This is a genomic window from Cerasicoccus sp. TK19100 (assembly GCF_027257155.1).
In the GTDB taxonomy this organism is placed as follows: domain Bacteria; phylum Verrucomicrobiota; class Verrucomicrobiia; order Opitutales; family Cerasicoccaceae; genus Cerasicoccus; species Cerasicoccus fimbriatus.
In genome coordinates, this window is record NZ_JAPWDU010000006.1 from 163,655 (window position 1) to 181,553 (window position 17,899).

General features: G+C 51.3%; 12 protein-coding genes. 2 read left to right on the top strand and 10 right to left on the bottom strand.

Going from position 1 to position 17,899, the window contains the following annotated elements:
* Positions 1–21 precede the first annotated feature (21 nt).
* Positions 22–237: a hypothetical protein gene (locus O3S85_RS15690; protein ID WP_269541628.1), complete on the top strand. Its 216-nt coding sequence runs from the start codon at positions 22–24 to the stop codon at positions 235–237.
* Positions 238–798: 561 nt separating this feature from the next.
* Here the strand turns inward: O3S85_RS15690 and mobF are convergent.
* Entirely contained in the window at positions 799–3,627 is a 2,829-nt protein-coding gene (gene mobF, locus O3S85_RS15695) for a MobF family relaxase (protein ID WP_269541631.1), read from the bottom strand.
* Positions 3,628–3,989: 362 nt separating this feature from the next.
* Here mobF and O3S85_RS15700 point away from each other — a divergent pair, with 362 nt between their 5' ends.
* A complete protein-coding gene (locus O3S85_RS15700) occupies positions 3,990–4,526 on the top strand; it encodes a JAB domain-containing protein (protein ID WP_269541633.1) in 537 nt (178 codons plus the stop codon).
* A gap of 115 nt (positions 4,527–4,641) precedes the next feature.
* On the opposite strand, the gene O3S85_RS15705 is transcribed toward O3S85_RS15700, so the two are convergent.
* From O3S85_RS15705 to O3S85_RS15740, 9 genes are all read right to left on the bottom strand, one after another.
* Positions 4,642–5,043: a hypothetical protein gene (locus tag O3S85_RS15705; protein WP_269541635.1), complete on the bottom strand. Its 402-nt coding sequence runs from the start codon at positions 5,041–5,043 to the stop codon at positions 4,642–4,644.
* A gap of 98 nt (positions 5,044–5,141) precedes the next feature.
* Complete coding sequence (locus O3S85_RS15710) at positions 5,142–6,020, bottom strand: DUF2231 domain-containing protein (protein WP_269541637.1); 879 nt, start codon at positions 6,018–6,020, stop codon at positions 5,142–5,144.
* Entirely contained in the window at positions 5,992–6,543 is a 552-nt protein-coding gene (locus O3S85_RS15715) for a DUF3347 domain-containing protein (RefSeq protein ID WP_269541639.1), read from the bottom strand. The genes O3S85_RS15710 and O3S85_RS15715 overlap by 29 nt, the downstream gene beginning before the upstream one ends.
* A gap of 143 nt (positions 6,544–6,686) precedes the next feature.
* Complete coding sequence (locus tag O3S85_RS15720) at positions 6,687–7,577, bottom strand: copper resistance protein B (protein WP_269541641.1); 891 nt, start codon at positions 7,575–7,577, stop codon at positions 6,687–6,689.
* Between the two features lie 39 nt (positions 7,578–7,616).
* The gene (locus O3S85_RS15725; protein ID WP_269541643.1) at positions 7,617–9,464 is read right to left on the bottom strand and encodes a copper resistance system multicopper oxidase; all 1,848 of its coding nucleotides are present in this window, start codon (positions 9,462–9,464) and stop codon (positions 7,617–7,619) included.
* Between the two features lie 172 nt (positions 9,465–9,636).
* Complete coding sequence (locus O3S85_RS21290; RefSeq protein WP_425499856.1) at positions 9,637–10,518, bottom strand: methyltransferase domain-containing protein; 882 nt, start codon at positions 10,516–10,518, stop codon at positions 9,637–9,639.
* Positions 10,519–10,835: 317 nt separating this feature from the next.
* The gene (locus O3S85_RS15730; protein ID WP_269541645.1) at positions 10,836–14,618 is read right to left on the bottom strand and encodes an efflux RND transporter permease subunit; all 3,783 of its coding nucleotides are present in this window, start codon (positions 14,616–14,618) and stop codon (positions 10,836–10,838) included.
* Entirely contained in the window at positions 14,608–16,539 is a 1,932-nt protein-coding gene (locus O3S85_RS15735; protein ID WP_269541647.1) for a heavy metal-binding domain-containing protein, read from the bottom strand. Before O3S85_RS15735 ends, O3S85_RS15730 begins: the two co-directional genes overlap by 11 nt.
* Positions 16,532–17,863, bottom strand: a complete 1,332-nt coding sequence (locus O3S85_RS15740; protein ID WP_269541649.1) for a TolC family protein — start codon at positions 17,861–17,863, stop codon at positions 16,532–16,534. Before O3S85_RS15740 ends, O3S85_RS15735 begins: the two co-directional genes overlap by 8 nt.
* Positions 17,864–17,899: the final 36 nt, after the last annotated feature.

Here is a 17,899-nt window from a genome sequence, read left to right on the forward strand (position 1 = left end):
GGGTCTATCGACGCCCCGGCCTTGAGCCGGGGCGTTCTCAGTTTGATGGCTGTGGGCACCGCCGTTACGACCAAGAAGAAGGTCGCTAAAATCAGTGGCCTTTTCCAAATGCTGTTGGCGTTTGTCGGCTTTTCGGAAGTTGTCCGGCGGTTCTTCTTTTCGGAGGTGATGCCGAACTTCAAAACGTTGATTCTAGTGGCTGCTTTGGCTTTGGCCGCCAATGTGATTTGCTTTTAGTTTGATTCAAAGAGCTCGTTCGGAGGAGTTGAGGATAGAATTTGATCTAAATTTATGGCAAAATCCGAGTCTCTTAAGAAATGTTTCCAACAGAAAATTTGATGAGACTTACTCAGAATTATTGAATAAGCAGATTCGTTTATCACCATGAAGATCCGATTTTTTTTGCGCTTAGCCACGAGAAAGGTGAACTTGAAAGGCAGGTTACGGCGATCTGTATTTCTGAACTATCACAGGCAAAGTATATAACTTTGGCAGCTACATTGCGTTGACGGCTCCTCTGAGCAGGACACCTCCGCAATTTTGGAACTCGTGAAGTAGCTGAGATAGCCCACGATGCACGTTGGCATCGTTGATCGTAAGTATGACATTCACTTACCGCTTGCGCTTTGCCTTCGCCCACCAGTCCATTAATGAAATGAATCTAAGGGAATATTTGGCGCAGCCCGTCCTGCGTCTTAATGAGCAGCGTGGAAGCGCTTTCGCTGAGCGACGCGCTGAGGACGCCTTCCGGCGTCCTCATTCCCTCAGTGATGTTCCCGGTTTCCAAATCGATTAGCCTTACATTGATTGTCGTATGCCTCTGCTTTGTTGGCGCCGCCTTAATGGGCTGCGGAGTGGCTTGATGGCTTGGCGCGGTGCAGGCGGTGCCAAGCGCTGCTTCTTGAGCAATTGCTGCCTGGCTTCCTGCAAAATGATTTCGCGGGCGCGTTTGGCATGGTCGATTCCCTGCCGGATCAGTTGCCCGCCCTTTCGCTTGGCTTCCATAAAGTCCATCGCCAAGGTGCGCTCGCCGAGGCGCAGTAGGTTTTCGCGTAAAGCTTCCTTGTCCGAGGTGTAAATCTTGATCTTTCGCCGCGCCCGCGAAATCGACACGTACCACTGGTTGCGGTTCGTCGCCGCCCGGTTTTGCGAGTCGGAGAATAAAACCGTATCGACGGTTTTGCCTTGCGAGGCGTACGAGGTGACGGCGTAACCGAGATTGGCTAGGCGCTGCGTAGGCGCCAAAGTTTTGCGCTGGCCCCGGTCATCGATGACGGCAATGTTGCCGTTTTTGGCAATGCGGCTGACGGTGACGAGCTCGCCGTTGACAATAGGTTTGCCATCAACGGACTTGCCGTTGAACTTCATTTGGAGACGATCACCCGGCGCCAGTTCAAGCTCGCGCTGGCGAGCGACAACGAAGTGCTTGGACTGCTTGAAGCCGACCGTCGTCACCTTGCCATCTTTACGCAGGGAAAAACCTTGCTCGCTGGCGCGTTCGACTTTCGCAAGTTCGCCTTTACCAAAACGACCGTACTTTTTGATGAAATAAACGTGGTCGCCGGGCTCGTAAAAACGCGCGTCGCGCTTTTGCGCATTATCCAAGTCGCGGCTTTCGTAGAAAGCCAGCTTGGACTCCGCCCCCAACAAGTCCGCTTCCTTGAGGCGCTGACGTACGGCGTCATTAACGGCGTGAATTTCGTCCCAAGTTTGAGCGACAATCAGCGTCGATTCTCCGGCCTGCCGCGCCTGCAAATAATCATCGGCCAAAGTCGCCTGTCGGTTCGCCTCATCGACTTCGATCACGCAGTCAAGGGAGTCGAGTCGTTCAAACGACTCGACGACTTCACCCTTGGAAGCAGCCTTCACCGCTTCGCGGTATTCGCCAATGAAAACGCGCTCGTTTTCGTCGCGACCCTTGGCCGGGTCTTGCCGACGAATCGCGGTCAACTCGGCGGGATGAAGCCCGGCGTGCTTTTCAATGGCTCGGAGCGCGTCCGAGGCTTCCACGGCGCCATGTTGGCGCGTGTCGCCCGACAAAATGATGCGCGTTTCACTCGCTTTCAGCGTCGTGAAAAGGTCGGACATTTGCTTGCCGCCAATCTGCCCAGCCTCGTCAATCACGACGACAGCATTGGAAGGCAGATCGCTTTTCGCCAGAAACCGGGCGACGGTCTGCGCTGCAAAACCGTCGTTTTGCAGGTCGATAACCTGCTGGCGTTGCGGCGCTAAAACGACGACGGAATGACCGGCATTTTCCAAGCCCTTAGCGACTTCCTGTAAAGCGAAGGTTTTGCCGGTCCCGGCGCCGCCCCGGAACAGCGTCACATAATCTTGGCTCCCAAGGATCCGCTCAACCGCGGATTTTTGTTCGCCGGTTATCGTCGCAATTGACGGCTGATAATCTTCGCAAAATGGCGCGTGCTGATTGCGCCCATTTTTGGCGGTTTCCACGATTTGCAATTCGCGGTCGAGTGCAACGTGGGTGGTAATGGTATGATCGCGCTCATTTTTGAGGTAGTTTCGGCGAGCGATTTCGGCGTTCAATTTTTCGAGGGTGAAATCCTCGCCCCGACCACGGATCAACGCCGCCGCCTTGAGCTGGTAATCTTCGACCACAGACTTGCGCTCGAATACCCGTTCATCGGCCCAACTGACAATGGCCCCCATATTCGGCGTAGTTTTATCGACGGAATGAGGCGCGATTTCTGGCGCGAGCGAGGCGATGTCGGTAGGCGTCATTTGCCCACTCCAGTGAGCGTGCAGGTTCGACGCCGACGATTCCTTGATTTTGCGGTCCCGTTTTTCGTGCGCAATTTGCGCCCGCAATTCCTTCAAATTCTTGGGCCGATTTCCGTTTGATAAATGCTCTCGCACGCCCGCATCAATTTGCTGATGACGCTTCGAGAATTTTTCAATCAGTTCGGGCAAGATGCTTCGGATTTCAAAATCACGCGCATTGTTTTCGGTCACGTAGCCCAATTGTTTGAGCCCCTTAGCAAGCTCGTGGTAGTAGAGATTTTCGACGAATTTTTGCGCCTTAAGCATTTCGTAATTTTGTAACGCTTTCCACCGATTTTCGACGGGATCGTAGGTCGCATTCATGACGATGCAGTGCGTGTGCAAGTGCGGATCAAGCGCCCGGCTGGTATCGTGACGGAAGGCCGCGCCGATCACGTTGCCGGTTGTCCGGTCATCGGAGCGCCCGTTTTTGCGAACGCGGGTCATGGCGAATTTCTCCATTTCTTGCATCGCTGTTTGGACTGCTTTATTGTGAATGTGGACGATGCGTACGTCCTGATAGAGCCCGGCAATCGACACGCTTTTCGGCGGGCTTATCGTGAAGTCGTAGAAGATGCGCCGGTTGGCGACTTCCTTGCCGTCCTTGGTTCGCGTCGTGTTTTTGCGCGCAGTTAGGCGCTCATTATTGGCGGGATTATTGCCCTCACATAGCGCGACAAATTCGCGTTCTTTTACGGTACCTTGCAGTCCCAATTTCTCCGCTCCCTGCCCAAACCACTCGCCTTGCACCTCGTTTTCTTGGGCGTAGTAGTCGCCTACCTGCAAGTGTTCCCGGAAGTATTCCTTGGCATTGCGCAGGTTGTATTGTGGCTTAGGACTGAGCACGGTTATGGGCGGGATTTCCCGGTGTTATTTATGTTGTGAAACGCATTGGGGCGTTTCTTTAGGTGGGGGACGCCTTACCCCTTACGAGCTAAGGCTATGATATCGCAGGATTCGCCCGCTTAATAGGGAAGTTGCCCAAGGTCTGATTTCCCAATTCTGGCGCCTGTCATCGCCGGAGCCTTCGGAGCGCGAATCGCCCTCAAATTGGGCAAAATAACGGAGCGCATTCGCGCTCAAAAATGACGCTCGAAATCTGGCGAAAATTGCGGCGCACGTGGCCGCGCCGGAAAAGAAACTGTCCCCGTTTTTTCCAATGGTGTCACACGGCTCAAGGTAGTGCTGCGCCTCCACCTTGACCTCGCGTGAGCGCGAAGCGCGAACGGTTTCCAGTTCAAACCCTCATTGGTTCTGAGGGGCCGGAAGCCTTTCAAAAGAAAGGTTTGAAAATGAAAATCTATGAAGCTTCGATCAAGTATTCACTGGTCTCGGAATGCCAGAGCACACCACTCGACAGCCCGGCGATGATCTATCAATACATGCAGGGGGCATTCGATAATTATCCCATGCAGGAAAGCTTTTGGGTCATCTGTATGAACCGCAAAAATCAACCGACAAGCCGGACCATGATTTCACTCGGAACGATCAGCGGAGCGCTAGTCAGCCCGGCGGAAGTATTCAGGGTGGCGATTCTCGCGAACGCCGCCAACCTTGCCGTCTCGCATAATCATCCGAGTGGCGATCCCTATCCGTCAACGCAGGATATTAGTATGACCCGCAGTCTCGGAGAGTGTGCAAAATTGATGCAGATTCCCTTGCTCGACCACATCATTTGCGGTGATCCAAAATCCGACCCCAAAGGAATCGGTTACTACTCATTCAATGAGAATGGACTATGCTGAAAGCTGGTCAATGACTCAGCAATAAACTTCATATTCTCGCAAAATTTGCCATTTCAATAGAAAAAGCGATGGCCTTTCGAGCCATCGCTTCGCTAACAAAAGATTGTTTGACCTACTACTTATGACCATGCTGGAAATCGGAAGAAGTCTTCGGCTCCAGTTTTGCCATGAACATACAGGCTTCTCCGTGATCATCAACGAACTTAATCTTTTGCAGCCCTCTAGAAGGGGGGGCAGAGCGAACAACCTTTGAGGCATTACCGCAGGACGGGCAGTCGATAGTTGCACCTTCTTCGCAGAAGTCCATTGCCTGTTCCTTTGACTGAATATCCACCACGGAAACGGTATCGCATTTCTTGCATACCTGAGCGACTTGGTCGCCGGGTACAAGAGCTGCGAAGTCATCAAGCGTGGATAAGGTCTTTTCCTTGTGCCATCCTCCGGCGGGTGGACCAGCCAAAAGTGTTACGCTGGCGAGTGTCATGAATGCTACTAATACTGATGCGATTTTTTTCATGTCTATTCCTTTTTATCGAGGGTTTCGAATGCTGTGTTTTACATTCAAATAATTAAACGCATCTCATAAGCATAACCCTTAAAGTTTTTCTCCATAAATCAGAAAAGATAATCTTTTCCATATATAAGCGATCCCCCAAAATGGGCGGCAATTGGAACCAAAACCAGCAAGATAAAAATAGTGCCCCGGTAAATATATACGCCCCATGTTTCCGACTTACGCATCACGAGTATTCCAAGAAGTCCAACCAGACTGAGGGAGGCTACCGAGACACCGAGCCAGCGATGCCAGGTAAGGATTTCAGCCAAGTCTCCGGGATAGTTACTTTGGCTTGCAGCGATCCATCCCAGCGTTGCCGCAACGATTGCAAACAGAGCACCAAGGACGAAATTCGTGCGAGCGGCGAATTTCATGCGGTGGGATCGAAAGGCGATACTCAAGATTTCCAGGATCGCCGCAATGGGAAGCAGTGCAATTGGCAGGTGAACGCTTAAAACGTGAAGTTTCCCGAGAAATATCACTGCTGGCGACTCCTCTGAATGAGCATGATCCGTTGAGTGGTCATGCTCACCAGTTTGCTTCGGAGTCGCTGTCTCGTTGTGTTCATGGAGATCTAGATGCACAGTTTCGATTTCCGCATTGCTGGTTTGCTGGTCTGTTTTAGCGAGCGATAGATTGGCTAGGTATGCCTCCGAGTTGGCGTTGAATTTGCGAAGACATGACTTGCAGCAGAAACCAATCGTTTGCCCCTTATATTCGGTCGTGATCGAAGATTCAGCTGGTTCTTCCGGGGTAACTGGACAAAACTGATTGATGACTTCAGAAGCGGAGGCGGTTGCCACCAACGTAATGAAAAAGAGGAGCTGCAATACGGAATTAATTTTACTTTTCATGTGTGGAAAATAAAAGCCGCCCGGCTTTGTGGGCTCGGGCGGCATAAAAGGTGAATCAATGCTGATGACCGTCAGTGTGGGCATGGCTGTTATTGGAATTAGACTTCACCCCGGCAACCTGCTCTTTGATACTGCCACAGCCGAGCATCATGGAGCCATAATAAGGATTGGCGACAGTCTTACTGGACTGCATCCAACTCCCACCCTTATTGCCAAATGCCATCGGACAATAGGCTACGTATAGTGGCGTGTCTTTGGTCGTTCCTACGTGCTTGACTAGGGACGTCATTTCCTGGGACAAACCGAGAAATGCAGTGCGCGCCGCCTTAATGTCGGAGGCTCCAACGATTGCTTTGGCTGGAGTGGTAAGATCCGCCGCTTCTTCATGGGCTTCTCCCTGATGTGGGGCCTGCTTCATTGCTTCGAGGAAGCTATTCGCACCCGTTTGGGCGGCTTTCAAGTTGTCATCTGCCAATCCTTTTTGGATGGCCAGATAAGGATCGACTAACGTGTCGACGAAGTTTGGCTTGAATGCTTCACTGTGGGCCTGCAATGCAGCAGTAAGCACGAATGACAGTCCTAAGACCATACTTGCTAGTTTTTTCATGTTATTTTTTCGATTATGGAAGCCCTTGGTTTTTTGCCCGCTTCCAGAGCTTTTGAAGAGTTCACTAATTTAAACGCAGAAACGGCTCAAAACCCTCAGCTTTTTTTGCAGGTGTGTGACTAGAACTTGAACTAGAACTAGAACTAGAACCAGAGCCTGACGCCCGCGACAAACGAGAGCACATCAGCGTCTTCCCCAGCCTGACGACTGAGGTTTGCTGTCTCTCCAAGCTGACGTTCCCAATTAACGCCGATATAGGGAGCAAACTCGCGTCGGATTTCGTATCGTAGCCGTAAACCAAGCTCGACGTAGTTGAACCCTTCCCCAACGCCAAACTTTGGAACGCTCTGTGCCGCAATTTCGGTCTCAAACCGTCCCTGAGCGATCAAGCGTTGGGTTATAGGTAATTCTTTAGTTGCGGTCAACCGGGCCGAGAAATCACCGTCCTCGCTAATAAACAAAGTGGGCGTCACCTCATATTCGTAGGGTGACAAACCCTCAAGTCCGATAGCCGCGAAGAAGCGTGAGGGATCGTTGCCTGGTTCCCATAACTGATCGTAACGCACTCCAATCTGCGCGTCCCAAAATGGTGCGATTAAGCGTCCGTAGTAGCCTTGGAATTCGGCATAACCGGCGCTTGGCCCTTGTATACTCTGGTCCCCCTCTGTCTTAAACCAAAATCGATTAAAATCGCCGCCATACCACCCTTCGATATCCCAGCGCAGCAAGTCTTCACTATCGTTCAGACGAGCTTCTAGTTGATCAACTAACAACATCCCGAAGAGCCCAGCATCCATGCTTTTGAGATCATAGGGGATGTATTCCGCGTCCTCTGGATCGAGTGTTGGTTGGGGTAGCGTCTCTTGGTCTGGACTGACCTGGCTGGGCATAGCCATGGAGGTGTGTCCTTCATGGGCATCCGGAATCGTAGTGTTGGCTTCGGCTGCATGGTGGTGCAGCATCGCCGAGCTTGGATCTTCGCCATAAACGCTGCCAAGTATAAGTGTAAATGAAGCGATCAGGGGCGTTTTCATGGATCGTATAAAGTTACTTTTGCTTGTATGCATTAGTCGTTAGGCCGGCTTTGAAACTGAGACGACTCGGAACATGCCCATCTCCATGTGAAACAAAATGTGGCAGTGGAAGGCCCAGTTACCGGTTGCATCGACCGTAACGTCCGCTGAAAGTCGTTCGGCGGGCTTCACGTTGATGGTGTGTTTCCTCGGATTGTGCTGTCCATTGCCATTGTTCAGAACCATCCACATGCCATGTAGATGTATCGGGTGGTTCATCATGGTATCGTTCACAAAGGTCAAACGGACCCGTTCGCCGTGAACGAGGCGGATTGGCTTCGTTCCTTCAGAGAATTCTTCACCATCAAAGGACCACATATACCGCTCCATGTTACCGGTCAAATGGAGCTCGATTTCGCGGCGTGGCGGACGTTGATCGATGCCTGGTTGAGGTGATTTGAGATCGGTGTAAACGAGGACTCTCCATGGAGTATCCTCAAGGCCGATGCCCGGTTCGGCCAAACGGCTTTCCGAGACCGTGGCGACGGTTGTGTTCCCTGGCCCATGGGTGTTCGGACCATGCCTATAAACTTCTTCAGTGACCATACCTTTGTTTTGTTGCATGCTTGGCTCGGAACGATGGCCCTCGTGAGGTGAAGAGGCTGCTGATGGTTCCGACATTGTATTCGCGGCACCCATCCCCGCCATTTCACTGTCGTCCTTAGAGGACATTTGCATCCCCTCCATGTCTTCCATTTCGCTCATATCCATGCCCATATCTTTCATGGTTAGACGTGGTGGCTCTCGTTGCGGTGGGATCGCCGCAGTCATCCCAACGCGTGGTGCCAATGTGCCTCGCGCAAAGCCACTGCGATCCATGGTCTCAGCAAAAATAGTGTATGCCTGATCGGCTTTGGGCTCAACGATGACGTCATAGGTCTCAGCGATTGAAATGCGAAACTCGTCTACCTCGACTGGAGTGATATTTTGGCCGTCAGCTTGCACCACAGTCAGTGGTAAGCCTGGGATGCGAACGTCAAAGTAGGTGCCCGCAGCTGCATTAATAAAGCGTAAACGAACCTTCTCACCCTTTTCGAAGAGTCCCGTCCAATTACTTTCAGGTGCCCGACCGTTCATTAGGTATGTGTAGTCATGGCCCGTCACATCGGTAATATCGGTTGGCATCATCCGCATTTCACTCCACATCAAACGGTCCTTTGCCGTTGGCACGAAACCGTCCCGTTGTGCATCGCGAATAAATCCCGTTAGTGTTTGTTGCTGATAGTTCGAGTAATCCGACTGCTTTTTAAGCTTGGCTAGTAGGGTGTGTGGATCGTCAAAGGTCCAGTCAGACAGCACGATAATGTATTCGCGATCATAAGGCCATGGCTCAGGCTGAGCTGGGTCGATGATAATCGGTCCATACAGTCCGGTTTGTTCCTGAAGCCCAGTGTGACTGTGATACCAGTAGGTGCCGTTCTGCGTAACCGGAAATCGATACTCAAAAGTTTCTCCTGGTTGAATGCCATCGTAGCTGAGGCCAGGCACTCCATCCATTTGATAGGGGAGGATTATGCCATGCCAATGAATAGACGTGTCCTCCTTTAGACTATTAGTCACGCGAATCACCGCTTCAGTGCCCTCCCTCAAGCGAACAAGAGGCCCTGGAACAGTGCCGTTGATCGTCGTGGTAATCACGCGCTTACCGCCGATCATGATTTCGGTCGCAGCTATATTCAAATCAATGACTCCCGAGGAATCAGGGGCTATTATGCTCCGCCCAAACGTGTCCTGTGCGAAAGCGGGTAGTATCTGATAGGCATAGGCAGCCATTCCAAACGCAGTTGTTGACCTTAGAAACTGCCTTCGGGTAAAGCCGCGATTCGATTGGAATATGTCGATATTCATTTTTAACTTAAATTAAGATACTGGGACACGTTCTAGAAGTCTCCATTTTGGTTACTTACTTACTCTGAATGTAGATTGATGGCAATTTAGTGTTAAACGCAGATGATGCAAAAAACCCTCAATATTTTTTAACCATGATTATAAAGGTCGCTATCGCATGGTCACGGTCGCACTAGGATCGAAGTGATGGCGTGAAGTCAGAGCGAGCATCGCGAACCAACTGGAGACTTTTTCTCCAGTCCTCCTGAGTCACTTCATTAAATGGTATGTCACCCAAAGCCTTGGTCTCTCCGACCAAATGACGTACATAGATTGAGTGTTTGGCAGGGGTCGATTCTAACCAATTCCGGTATTCGTTAAATCGGATGCGATTAGGTCGCCCTGTGTGCCGAATCATTAATCGATGCAACCAAGGTGGGGTTCTTAGCCATGCTAATTCCCCCCATGATTCCAGTAGGCCTGCGTTACGCAAATCGATCACATGAATCATTCTTCCACTAGGTTTTAGGCGCTCGTAGCAAAGCTGTAGTAGATTAATGGGATCACATGCGTGCTGTATGACGCTATTGCTTAGGATAAGATCAAATTGTTGAGTCGTGCCAATAAAATGATCTTCTGCAGGTGAGCCGTTGTAGAAACGAACCTTTTGGATTTGATCTTGAATATTTTCCGAGTGTGGCATTCCGCTCAATCTCTTGCACTCTCGCTCAAATAGTATCTTTGCTATCTGTTCTGTGTGTTGATGGCTCGGCTTTGATTGAAATCGCTCATAGAAAGTAACGCTATCTGCGCCTCGAAGGAACATTAGTATAGCACCTGATATCGAGTCGCCCGGTCCAATCTCACAGATATCGCCTTGAAAAGTTTCAGTTCCCAGTAATCTCAAGAACACATTCGTGTACTCTTCTGTGTAAGCTGCAGATTTTTCGGGACTATATCTAGCATGTCGCTTTCCGCTTCCCAGTGATTTTACGCCGATACTTCGCGCAAATCCAACAAGTATATCTGTTGAGACGTAATATATACAGGCCAGCGATTGGGCAACCCTCAGCATGGTTTAGCTCCTCGTTTCAGGGTTAGAAAATCTAGAAAACTACAGTCTAATGCCTGCGATGAATAGAAAAGTCCGCCTCTTGCAAACAAGTGCTGTAGATATGGTGCCGTTGACAGTATTCGCATGTAGGTGCTTTGGCCGACGGGAAACGCTGTTTTCACCCATATTTTGGCCATAGGCTCCAGGCGATTTTGACAGTAGTATTTGTTCGTAACGAGTCCCATGCACATCGGCGTGAAGCGTTTGGTTGAAATTGGCTGTGTTGTAAACGGCTAAAGCTGAGCAAATAAGCTGTCGTTTTGAGAAGACTTGCTCCTTCATGAATCTCTTTTCGAATAATTGAAATTATGTTTTATCTCGGCCAGTCCGCAGTAAAGGACAGGCACGACAAAGATGGTCAGGATCGCCAGAAGCATTCCACCGAAGGACGGAATTGCCATCGGTACCATGATATCCGAGCCGCGACCAACCGAGGTAAGAACAGGCAGGAGTGCGAGGATGGTGGTTGCACTGGTCATCATAGCCGGGCGCACGCGACGGTCGCCGGCCTGGACGGTAGCAGCGCGGATCTCACTCAGGGTCTTTGGATTTTTCTCCGTGAAAATCTGCTGGAGATAGGTGCAAACAATGACGCCGTTGTCTGTGGCGATACCGAAAAGGGCAAGAAAGCCCACCCAGACGGCCACACTAAGGTTGATTGTGCCCATTTGGAACAGATCCCGCAGGTTGTGCCCGAACAGGCTCACGTCGAGGAACCAAGGCTGACCATAGAGCCAAATCAGGATGAAGCCGCCCGACCAAGCGAAGAGGATACCAGAGAAGACAAGCAAGGTCGTGGAAATACGTTTGAACTGGAAATAGAGGATTAGCCAGATCGCAAAAAGCGCGATGGGCAGAACCACCCTCAGTTTCTTCTCGGCCCGCACCTGATTCTCATAACTGCCGGTAAACTTGTAGCTGATTCCCGCCGGAATATTCAGCTCCCCACTTTCAATTTTTTCCTGGAGAAAGTCTTGAGCTTGCTCGACCACTTCAACTTCAGCGTAGCCGTCACGCTTATCAAAAATAACGTAGCCGACGAGAAAGGTATCCTCACTTTTAATGACTTGGGGCCCACGAACGTAATTGATCGAAGCCAATTCTCGCAGCGGGATCTGAGTGCCGTCCGGTGCGGCGACAAGAATGCTCTCTATCGATTCAATGGTGTCGCGTAATTCTCTCATATAACGAACCCGCACCGGATAGCGTTCGCGCCCCTCAACGGTCTGCGTGATCGGTTTACCGCCAATTGCAACTTCAATAACGTCCTGAACCATCTTGATTTTCACGCCGTAGCGGGCAATGGCATCACGGTCGATGTCGATCTCCAGATAGGGTTTACCGACAATACGATCGGCCAGAACAGCTTCGGCTTTGATCGATGGCACTTGCTTTAGCAGACCTTCAATATCCAGAGCGACTTCTTCCAAGGTTTCTAAATCGGGCCCGTATACTTTAAGTCCCATAGGAGCACGCATCCCGCTTTGCAGCATAACGATTCGGGCTGCAATAGGCTGGAGTTTCGGTGCTGAGGTTGTGCCCGGAATGCTTGCCGCTTTGACAATCTCCTCCCAAATGTCGTCCGGGCTTTTGATTTCGTCGCGCCACTGGCGGTAGGGCTTTCCGTCTTCGTCCGGTATGAGTTCACCGTTTGCGTAACGTTCAAAATCGTCAGTGGACTCATCATAAGCAAAGGTCAGAATGCGACCATTATCATCAGTGATATACTCGGATTTATAGCTGATGATGGTTTCGATCATGGAGATAGGCGCGGGATCCAGTGGGCTTTCGACCCGACCAAGTTTTCCGACTGCACTATCCACCTCAGGAATCGCATTGATTGCCATGTCCTGCTTGCTGAGCACATCCATTACCTCGCCGATGGAAGCGTGCGGCATCGTTGTCGGCATGAGCAGGTAGGAACCCTCATCAAGCGCGGGCATAAACTCTTTCCCCAAACCCGGAACGGCATGGGCCATTGCCACGTAGGGCTTGGACTTTTGAACGGATTCGGGAAGCCAGCCAAAGAGACTACTCCACCCCACCCAGACGGTGAAGCCAAAGACAACGATTAATGCACTAAGCCCGATGAAGACGATTTTCATGCGCAGGAGCACTGCAAGCATACGCGCATAGAACTTGATGAAAATGTAGAAGAAACCAAGGAGTCCTCCAACGGTGATCAGGACAAAAATGATGTTGTGTATATGTTCTTCAGGACCGAGTGGTTTCCAGTCGGCTGCGAGCCAGAGTGCAACCAGGACAGCGACAATGAAGTTGAAGGCAAAGAGCACCGTGCGCTGCACCTTTGCCGGGATTTTGGGACTGGCTAAATGAAAGACTGCGGCAACGACCATCAAGAGTCCTAGCCACCAGGGAAACCAGGAAACGAATAATGCCGCGAGTAAGCCAATGATGCCGATTCCTCCCCAGAGGCCATATTTTGCCAGGTGAGACTGATAGCGTCCGGCAATAAACCAGTGGGCCAGCGGCGGAATAATGGTCAAGGCAACTATGATCGAGCCAATCAGCGCGAAGGTCTTGGTGTAAGCGAGAGGGCGGAACAGCTTGCCCTCGGCTGCCTCCATCGTGAAGACGGGAAGAAAGCTGATAACGGTCGTTAAGACTGCCGTGACCACGGCACTGGCGACTTCCGTGCAAGCACGATAGACAACCTCAAGTCGATTTTCTTGCGGTGGCGCATCATCGAGGTGCTTAAGTATGTTCTCGATCAAGACGACGCCCATGTCGACAATGGTGCCGATGGCGATGGCAATACCGGATAACGCAACGACGTTGGCATCGACTCCAAAGAGCTTCATGCCGATAAAAGAAAACAGAACTGCCAGCGGCAGGACGCCTGAAATCAGGGACGCGCTACGCAAGTGCAGTACCATGATGACTACGACAATGATGGTGACGAGAATCTGCTGACGGACCGCATCCTCCAAAGTACCCAGCGTCTCGTAAATCAGACCGGTGCGGTCATAGAAAGGAACGATCTCCACCTGACTGATGGTTCCGTCTTCGAGCGTCTTCTTGGGCAAGCCTGGCGATATCTCCGCAATCTTTTCCTTAACGCGCTTGATCACGGCCAGGGGATTCTCACCGTAGCGCGTCACGACGACACCACCGACAGCTTCCGCGCCCGCCTTATCGAGTGCGCCACGTCGCAGTGCTGGACCGTATTCAATCTCGGCTACTTCGTCCAGTGTGATAGGGATATTATCGCGCTGCGTGATGACGGTCTTACGCAAATCGTCGAGACTTTCGATAAAACCTAACCCACGAATGACATACTCAGCAGAGTTGATTTCAATCGTGCGAGCCCCGACGTCGAGATTGCTCCCTCGAACCGCGTCAAAGACCTCATGCAGGGCGATATCATAAGTACGCAGCGCATCAGGATCGACATCGACCTGGTATTCTTTGACATAGCCGCCGATGGAAGCGACTTCAGCGACACCATCCACTCCTTGCAGGGCATAGCGGACATACCAGTCCTGTGTGCTGCGAAGCTCGTCCAAGTCCCAGCCTCCGGTGGGCTCTCCATCCGGGCTCATGCCTTCGAGGGTATACCAGAATACCTGCCCTAGAGCGGTCGCATCAGGGCCAAGTTGCGGCGAGACGCCTTGAGGTAGTGTTCCCGAAGGCAGACTGTTAAGTTTTTCAAGGATGCGTGACCGCGTCCAATAAAACTCCGCGTCGTCTTTGAAGATAATATAAATCGACGAGAACCCAAACATCGAGTAACTGCGGATGGTTTTGACCTCAGGAAGGCCAAGCAAGGCAGTCGTCAAGGGATACGTAATCTGATCCTCAATATCCTGCGGAGAGCGCCCCATCCACTCGGTAAATACGATTTGCTGATTCTCGCCGATGTCCGGTATGGCATCGACCGGTACAGGATCACGTGGTAGCATGTCGGACTCCCAGTCAAATGGAGCAACGGCTGTGCCCCAGAGAATCAACACGACTGCGAAAAGAATGACGACCAATTTATTTTCCAGACAGAACCGGATCAGCAAATTGATCGGATTGCGGGATGGCTCAATGGGCATGGCTTGCCGACTCCTGACGGATTTTGATCGTTTCTTTCACCTCGCCGCATTTCAGCATCATTTCGCCGAAATATGGATTCCGCAGGGGCTCTGACGATTGCAGCCAATCCGCACCAGCATTGTTATTCGCCATTGGGCAATGCATCACAATCAAGTCTAGTTCCAAGTTATCTGGGCTTTTCTTCGCCGCTTCGATAAATGCATTGGATAGTCTCTCAAAGTAAGGTAGGCGAAATGCATCCAGTGTTTCGGCTGCGAGCATATCGTGAAGCAACTCGGGCAAGCTGCCACTATGACCGGTAATCACCATCATCGCTTTAGCCTGCGCCTTGGCGGTGTCCAAATCGTCCGCCGCTAGCGCGGCCTGCATTTCCAAGTAAGGCCCGAGAAGCTTCGAGAGCATGTCAGCGGGAATTTCCACCATCGTCATTCCCTGATGCTGAGAGTGGTCATTGCCAGTCCCTGCCTGCGCTTGGCCACCGTGATTGTGGCCGGGCATGGGGCCTCCGCCTTCTGGGTTCATCATGCTCGGCTTAGCCTGAATTTGCAGGGCGCTGTCGATCTTAAAGGCTCCCTTGGTCACGACTCGCTCGCCCTCGTCCAACCCGGCGACGACTATGTAGTTGTCACCAGCTCGTGGGCCGAGCACGATCTCACGTCCTTCGTAGGTTGGGCGTTCCGCATTAGGCTTTTCCACGTAAACGACGGCGCGCTTTCCTGTTCTCATAACGGCGGAACTAGGTATTATAACAGGGACGGATTTCTTAGCGTTATTAACGTAGCCCAACTCCTCGGCAGGCACAAGATCCATGCCACAGATATCGCATTGACCCGGGCCGTCTTTCACGATTTCCGGGTGCATTGGGCTAATCCATTTACCTGCAAACTCCGGCGCATAAACCTTTCCATCTTCAGCTAAACGTGATTCGACAACGGCACGAACGAACATGCCCGGTTTAAGACGGTCATCCTTGTTTGGGACATTGACACGGATGGGAACCGTTCGCGTTTTGCGGTTGACCTCGGGTTCAATGAAAGCGATCTGCCCGTGAAAGGTTTCGCCGGGAAAGGATTCTACGGAAAAGGCCACATCCTGACCATAGCGCAACCATGGCAGGTCGGACTCGTAAGCATCTAAGTAAGCCCAGAGCACTGAAAGATCAACGATCTTGAAGAGTGGTTCGCCCGTTTTTACGTAGTCGCCTTCTTTCACGTGTTTTGCCACCACGACTCCTCCTACAGGCGCCTTCAGCACAAAATGATCCTTGGCTTCGCCACTTTCGATAATGGCGTCGATTTGTTCGGGAAGCAGATCCCAGAGACGCAGTTTATCGCGGGCGGCGCGAGTGATGGAACTATTCGGATCGGCTCGGTAGGCCGTCAATAGTTCGCGCTGCGCAGTGAGTAAATCCGGGCTGTAGACCTTAGCCAAATGCTCACCCGTTTTAACGGGTATGCCGGTGAAATTGACAAACAACTCGTCGATCCGCGCAGGGAAACGCGCAGTGAGGGACTTCTCCCGGGTTTCGTCATAATCGAGCTTGCCTACCAAACGGATTTCTGCCTCCGGATACTCTTGAAAGACTTCCGATGTCTGAATATTTGCCAAGGCGCGAGAGGCCTCACTCATGCTTAGAACACGTGGGTCATCATCCGCACTTGCGTCGTTAACCAAGGGAATTAAATCCATGCCGCAAATCGGGCATTTTCCCGGTTCCGACTGTCGTATTTGCGGATGCATTGAGCATGTCCAGATGGTCGGCTCTGTCGCCTTCTGAGTATTCTTTTCTACCGTTTCAGTCACACCGGCTGAATGGTCGTGCGCGGGTGCGTTACTGAAGGCGAAGCGTCCTACCCCAATGCCAACGACCAGGGCCGCAGCAATTGAGCTGCCAAGGATTAAAATATGTTTCTTATTCATTGTTCTGAGTTGCGTGAAAGGTTCCTAGGATAGGCAAATTGGCCAGGGTTTGAATGGTGATGCGCTGCTGCCAAGCATCGGATGCGGCGCGCCAAAAGAGCAGTTGCAGATCCAGCAGCGAACGCTCGCTATCGATCACTTCAAGTATCCCCGTCCTCCCCGATTCATAGCTTGCGCGGCTGTTTTCCACCGCCTGCTCTGCCAAGCCAAGCAACTCATCACCGTAGAGTTTAAGGCGCCGATTTGCGTCTTCCAGCGTTGCTAAGCTCGTGGACAGTTCCGCACGAAGCGCGTTCAGCCGATTGTTATACTCGCTCTCAAAAGAACGCTGGTTGGCCAATGCTTCCGCTTTTGCGGCATCGTATTTCTCAAACCAAATAGGAATATTTACCGCGACCGTAAACCCCCAAGGGTCTTTCCCGGCGTCTGGAGTCGTTGGGTTCACGACGGGGTCGCCGGTCTGGATATAATTAAATCCCAATGTAATATCGGGAAAGCTTTCCAAGCGGGCAATTTCACGGCGGGCCTCCGCACTGGAAATTTTTCGCTCCAGCATTTGTAATTCTGGATTATTTTCCCGAATAGCAGCCACTAAAGATAAGCCATCCGGTGAAACGGTTTCTGGAGCTGCCCACTTAGGCCAAGGCAATAACGTTGATTCAGGCAAAGCAAGGAGTTCGCCAAGTTTGGCCGATTGAGCGATGCGTTTCTGTCGCAAGGATTGTAACCGGTCATCAATTTTTCCAATTTCGACCTTCAGACGCAGTAACGCATTAAGGTCGCCCCCAGTTCTTACTTTTTCTTCAACGATGGGTTCCAGCTTGCGGAGTAGATCGCGATTTTCTTCTGTCAGGCGAATTGCCTCTTGGGTGTAGCCATATTCATAAAAGGCTACCGATACCATGCGAGCTAACATTAACTGCTGGCTTTGGTAAGCATACCAGAGCGCTTCAGCTTCAGCTGAAGCGGCATTTTCCCGACTGCTCAATTTACCGAACCACGGTATCTTCTGGCTAAGCATGAACACGTTTTCCTGTGGTCCGGTTCGTGTTTGCACCGACTCAACGAAGTGGGTTACTTGAAACATCGGATCTGGTAAGGCGGATGCCTGTGGGATACGCTGTATTGCAGCTTCGTAACGCTTTTCAAAAGCATCTAGTTGCGGATTTTCCGCTAGCGCCTGTGTCAGGTAGCTTTGCAGATCGGTCAACTCCGATGGTGACGCAATTTCATCAGTTGCAAAAGCAACCCTATATGCTAGCGATAATAAAAATAGCACGCACACGGGCATCACTTTGAGGGCTTTAAAGAAAATTGGTTTCATGAATGACTGCTTAAACGTAGTCGCCGGTTAAAACCC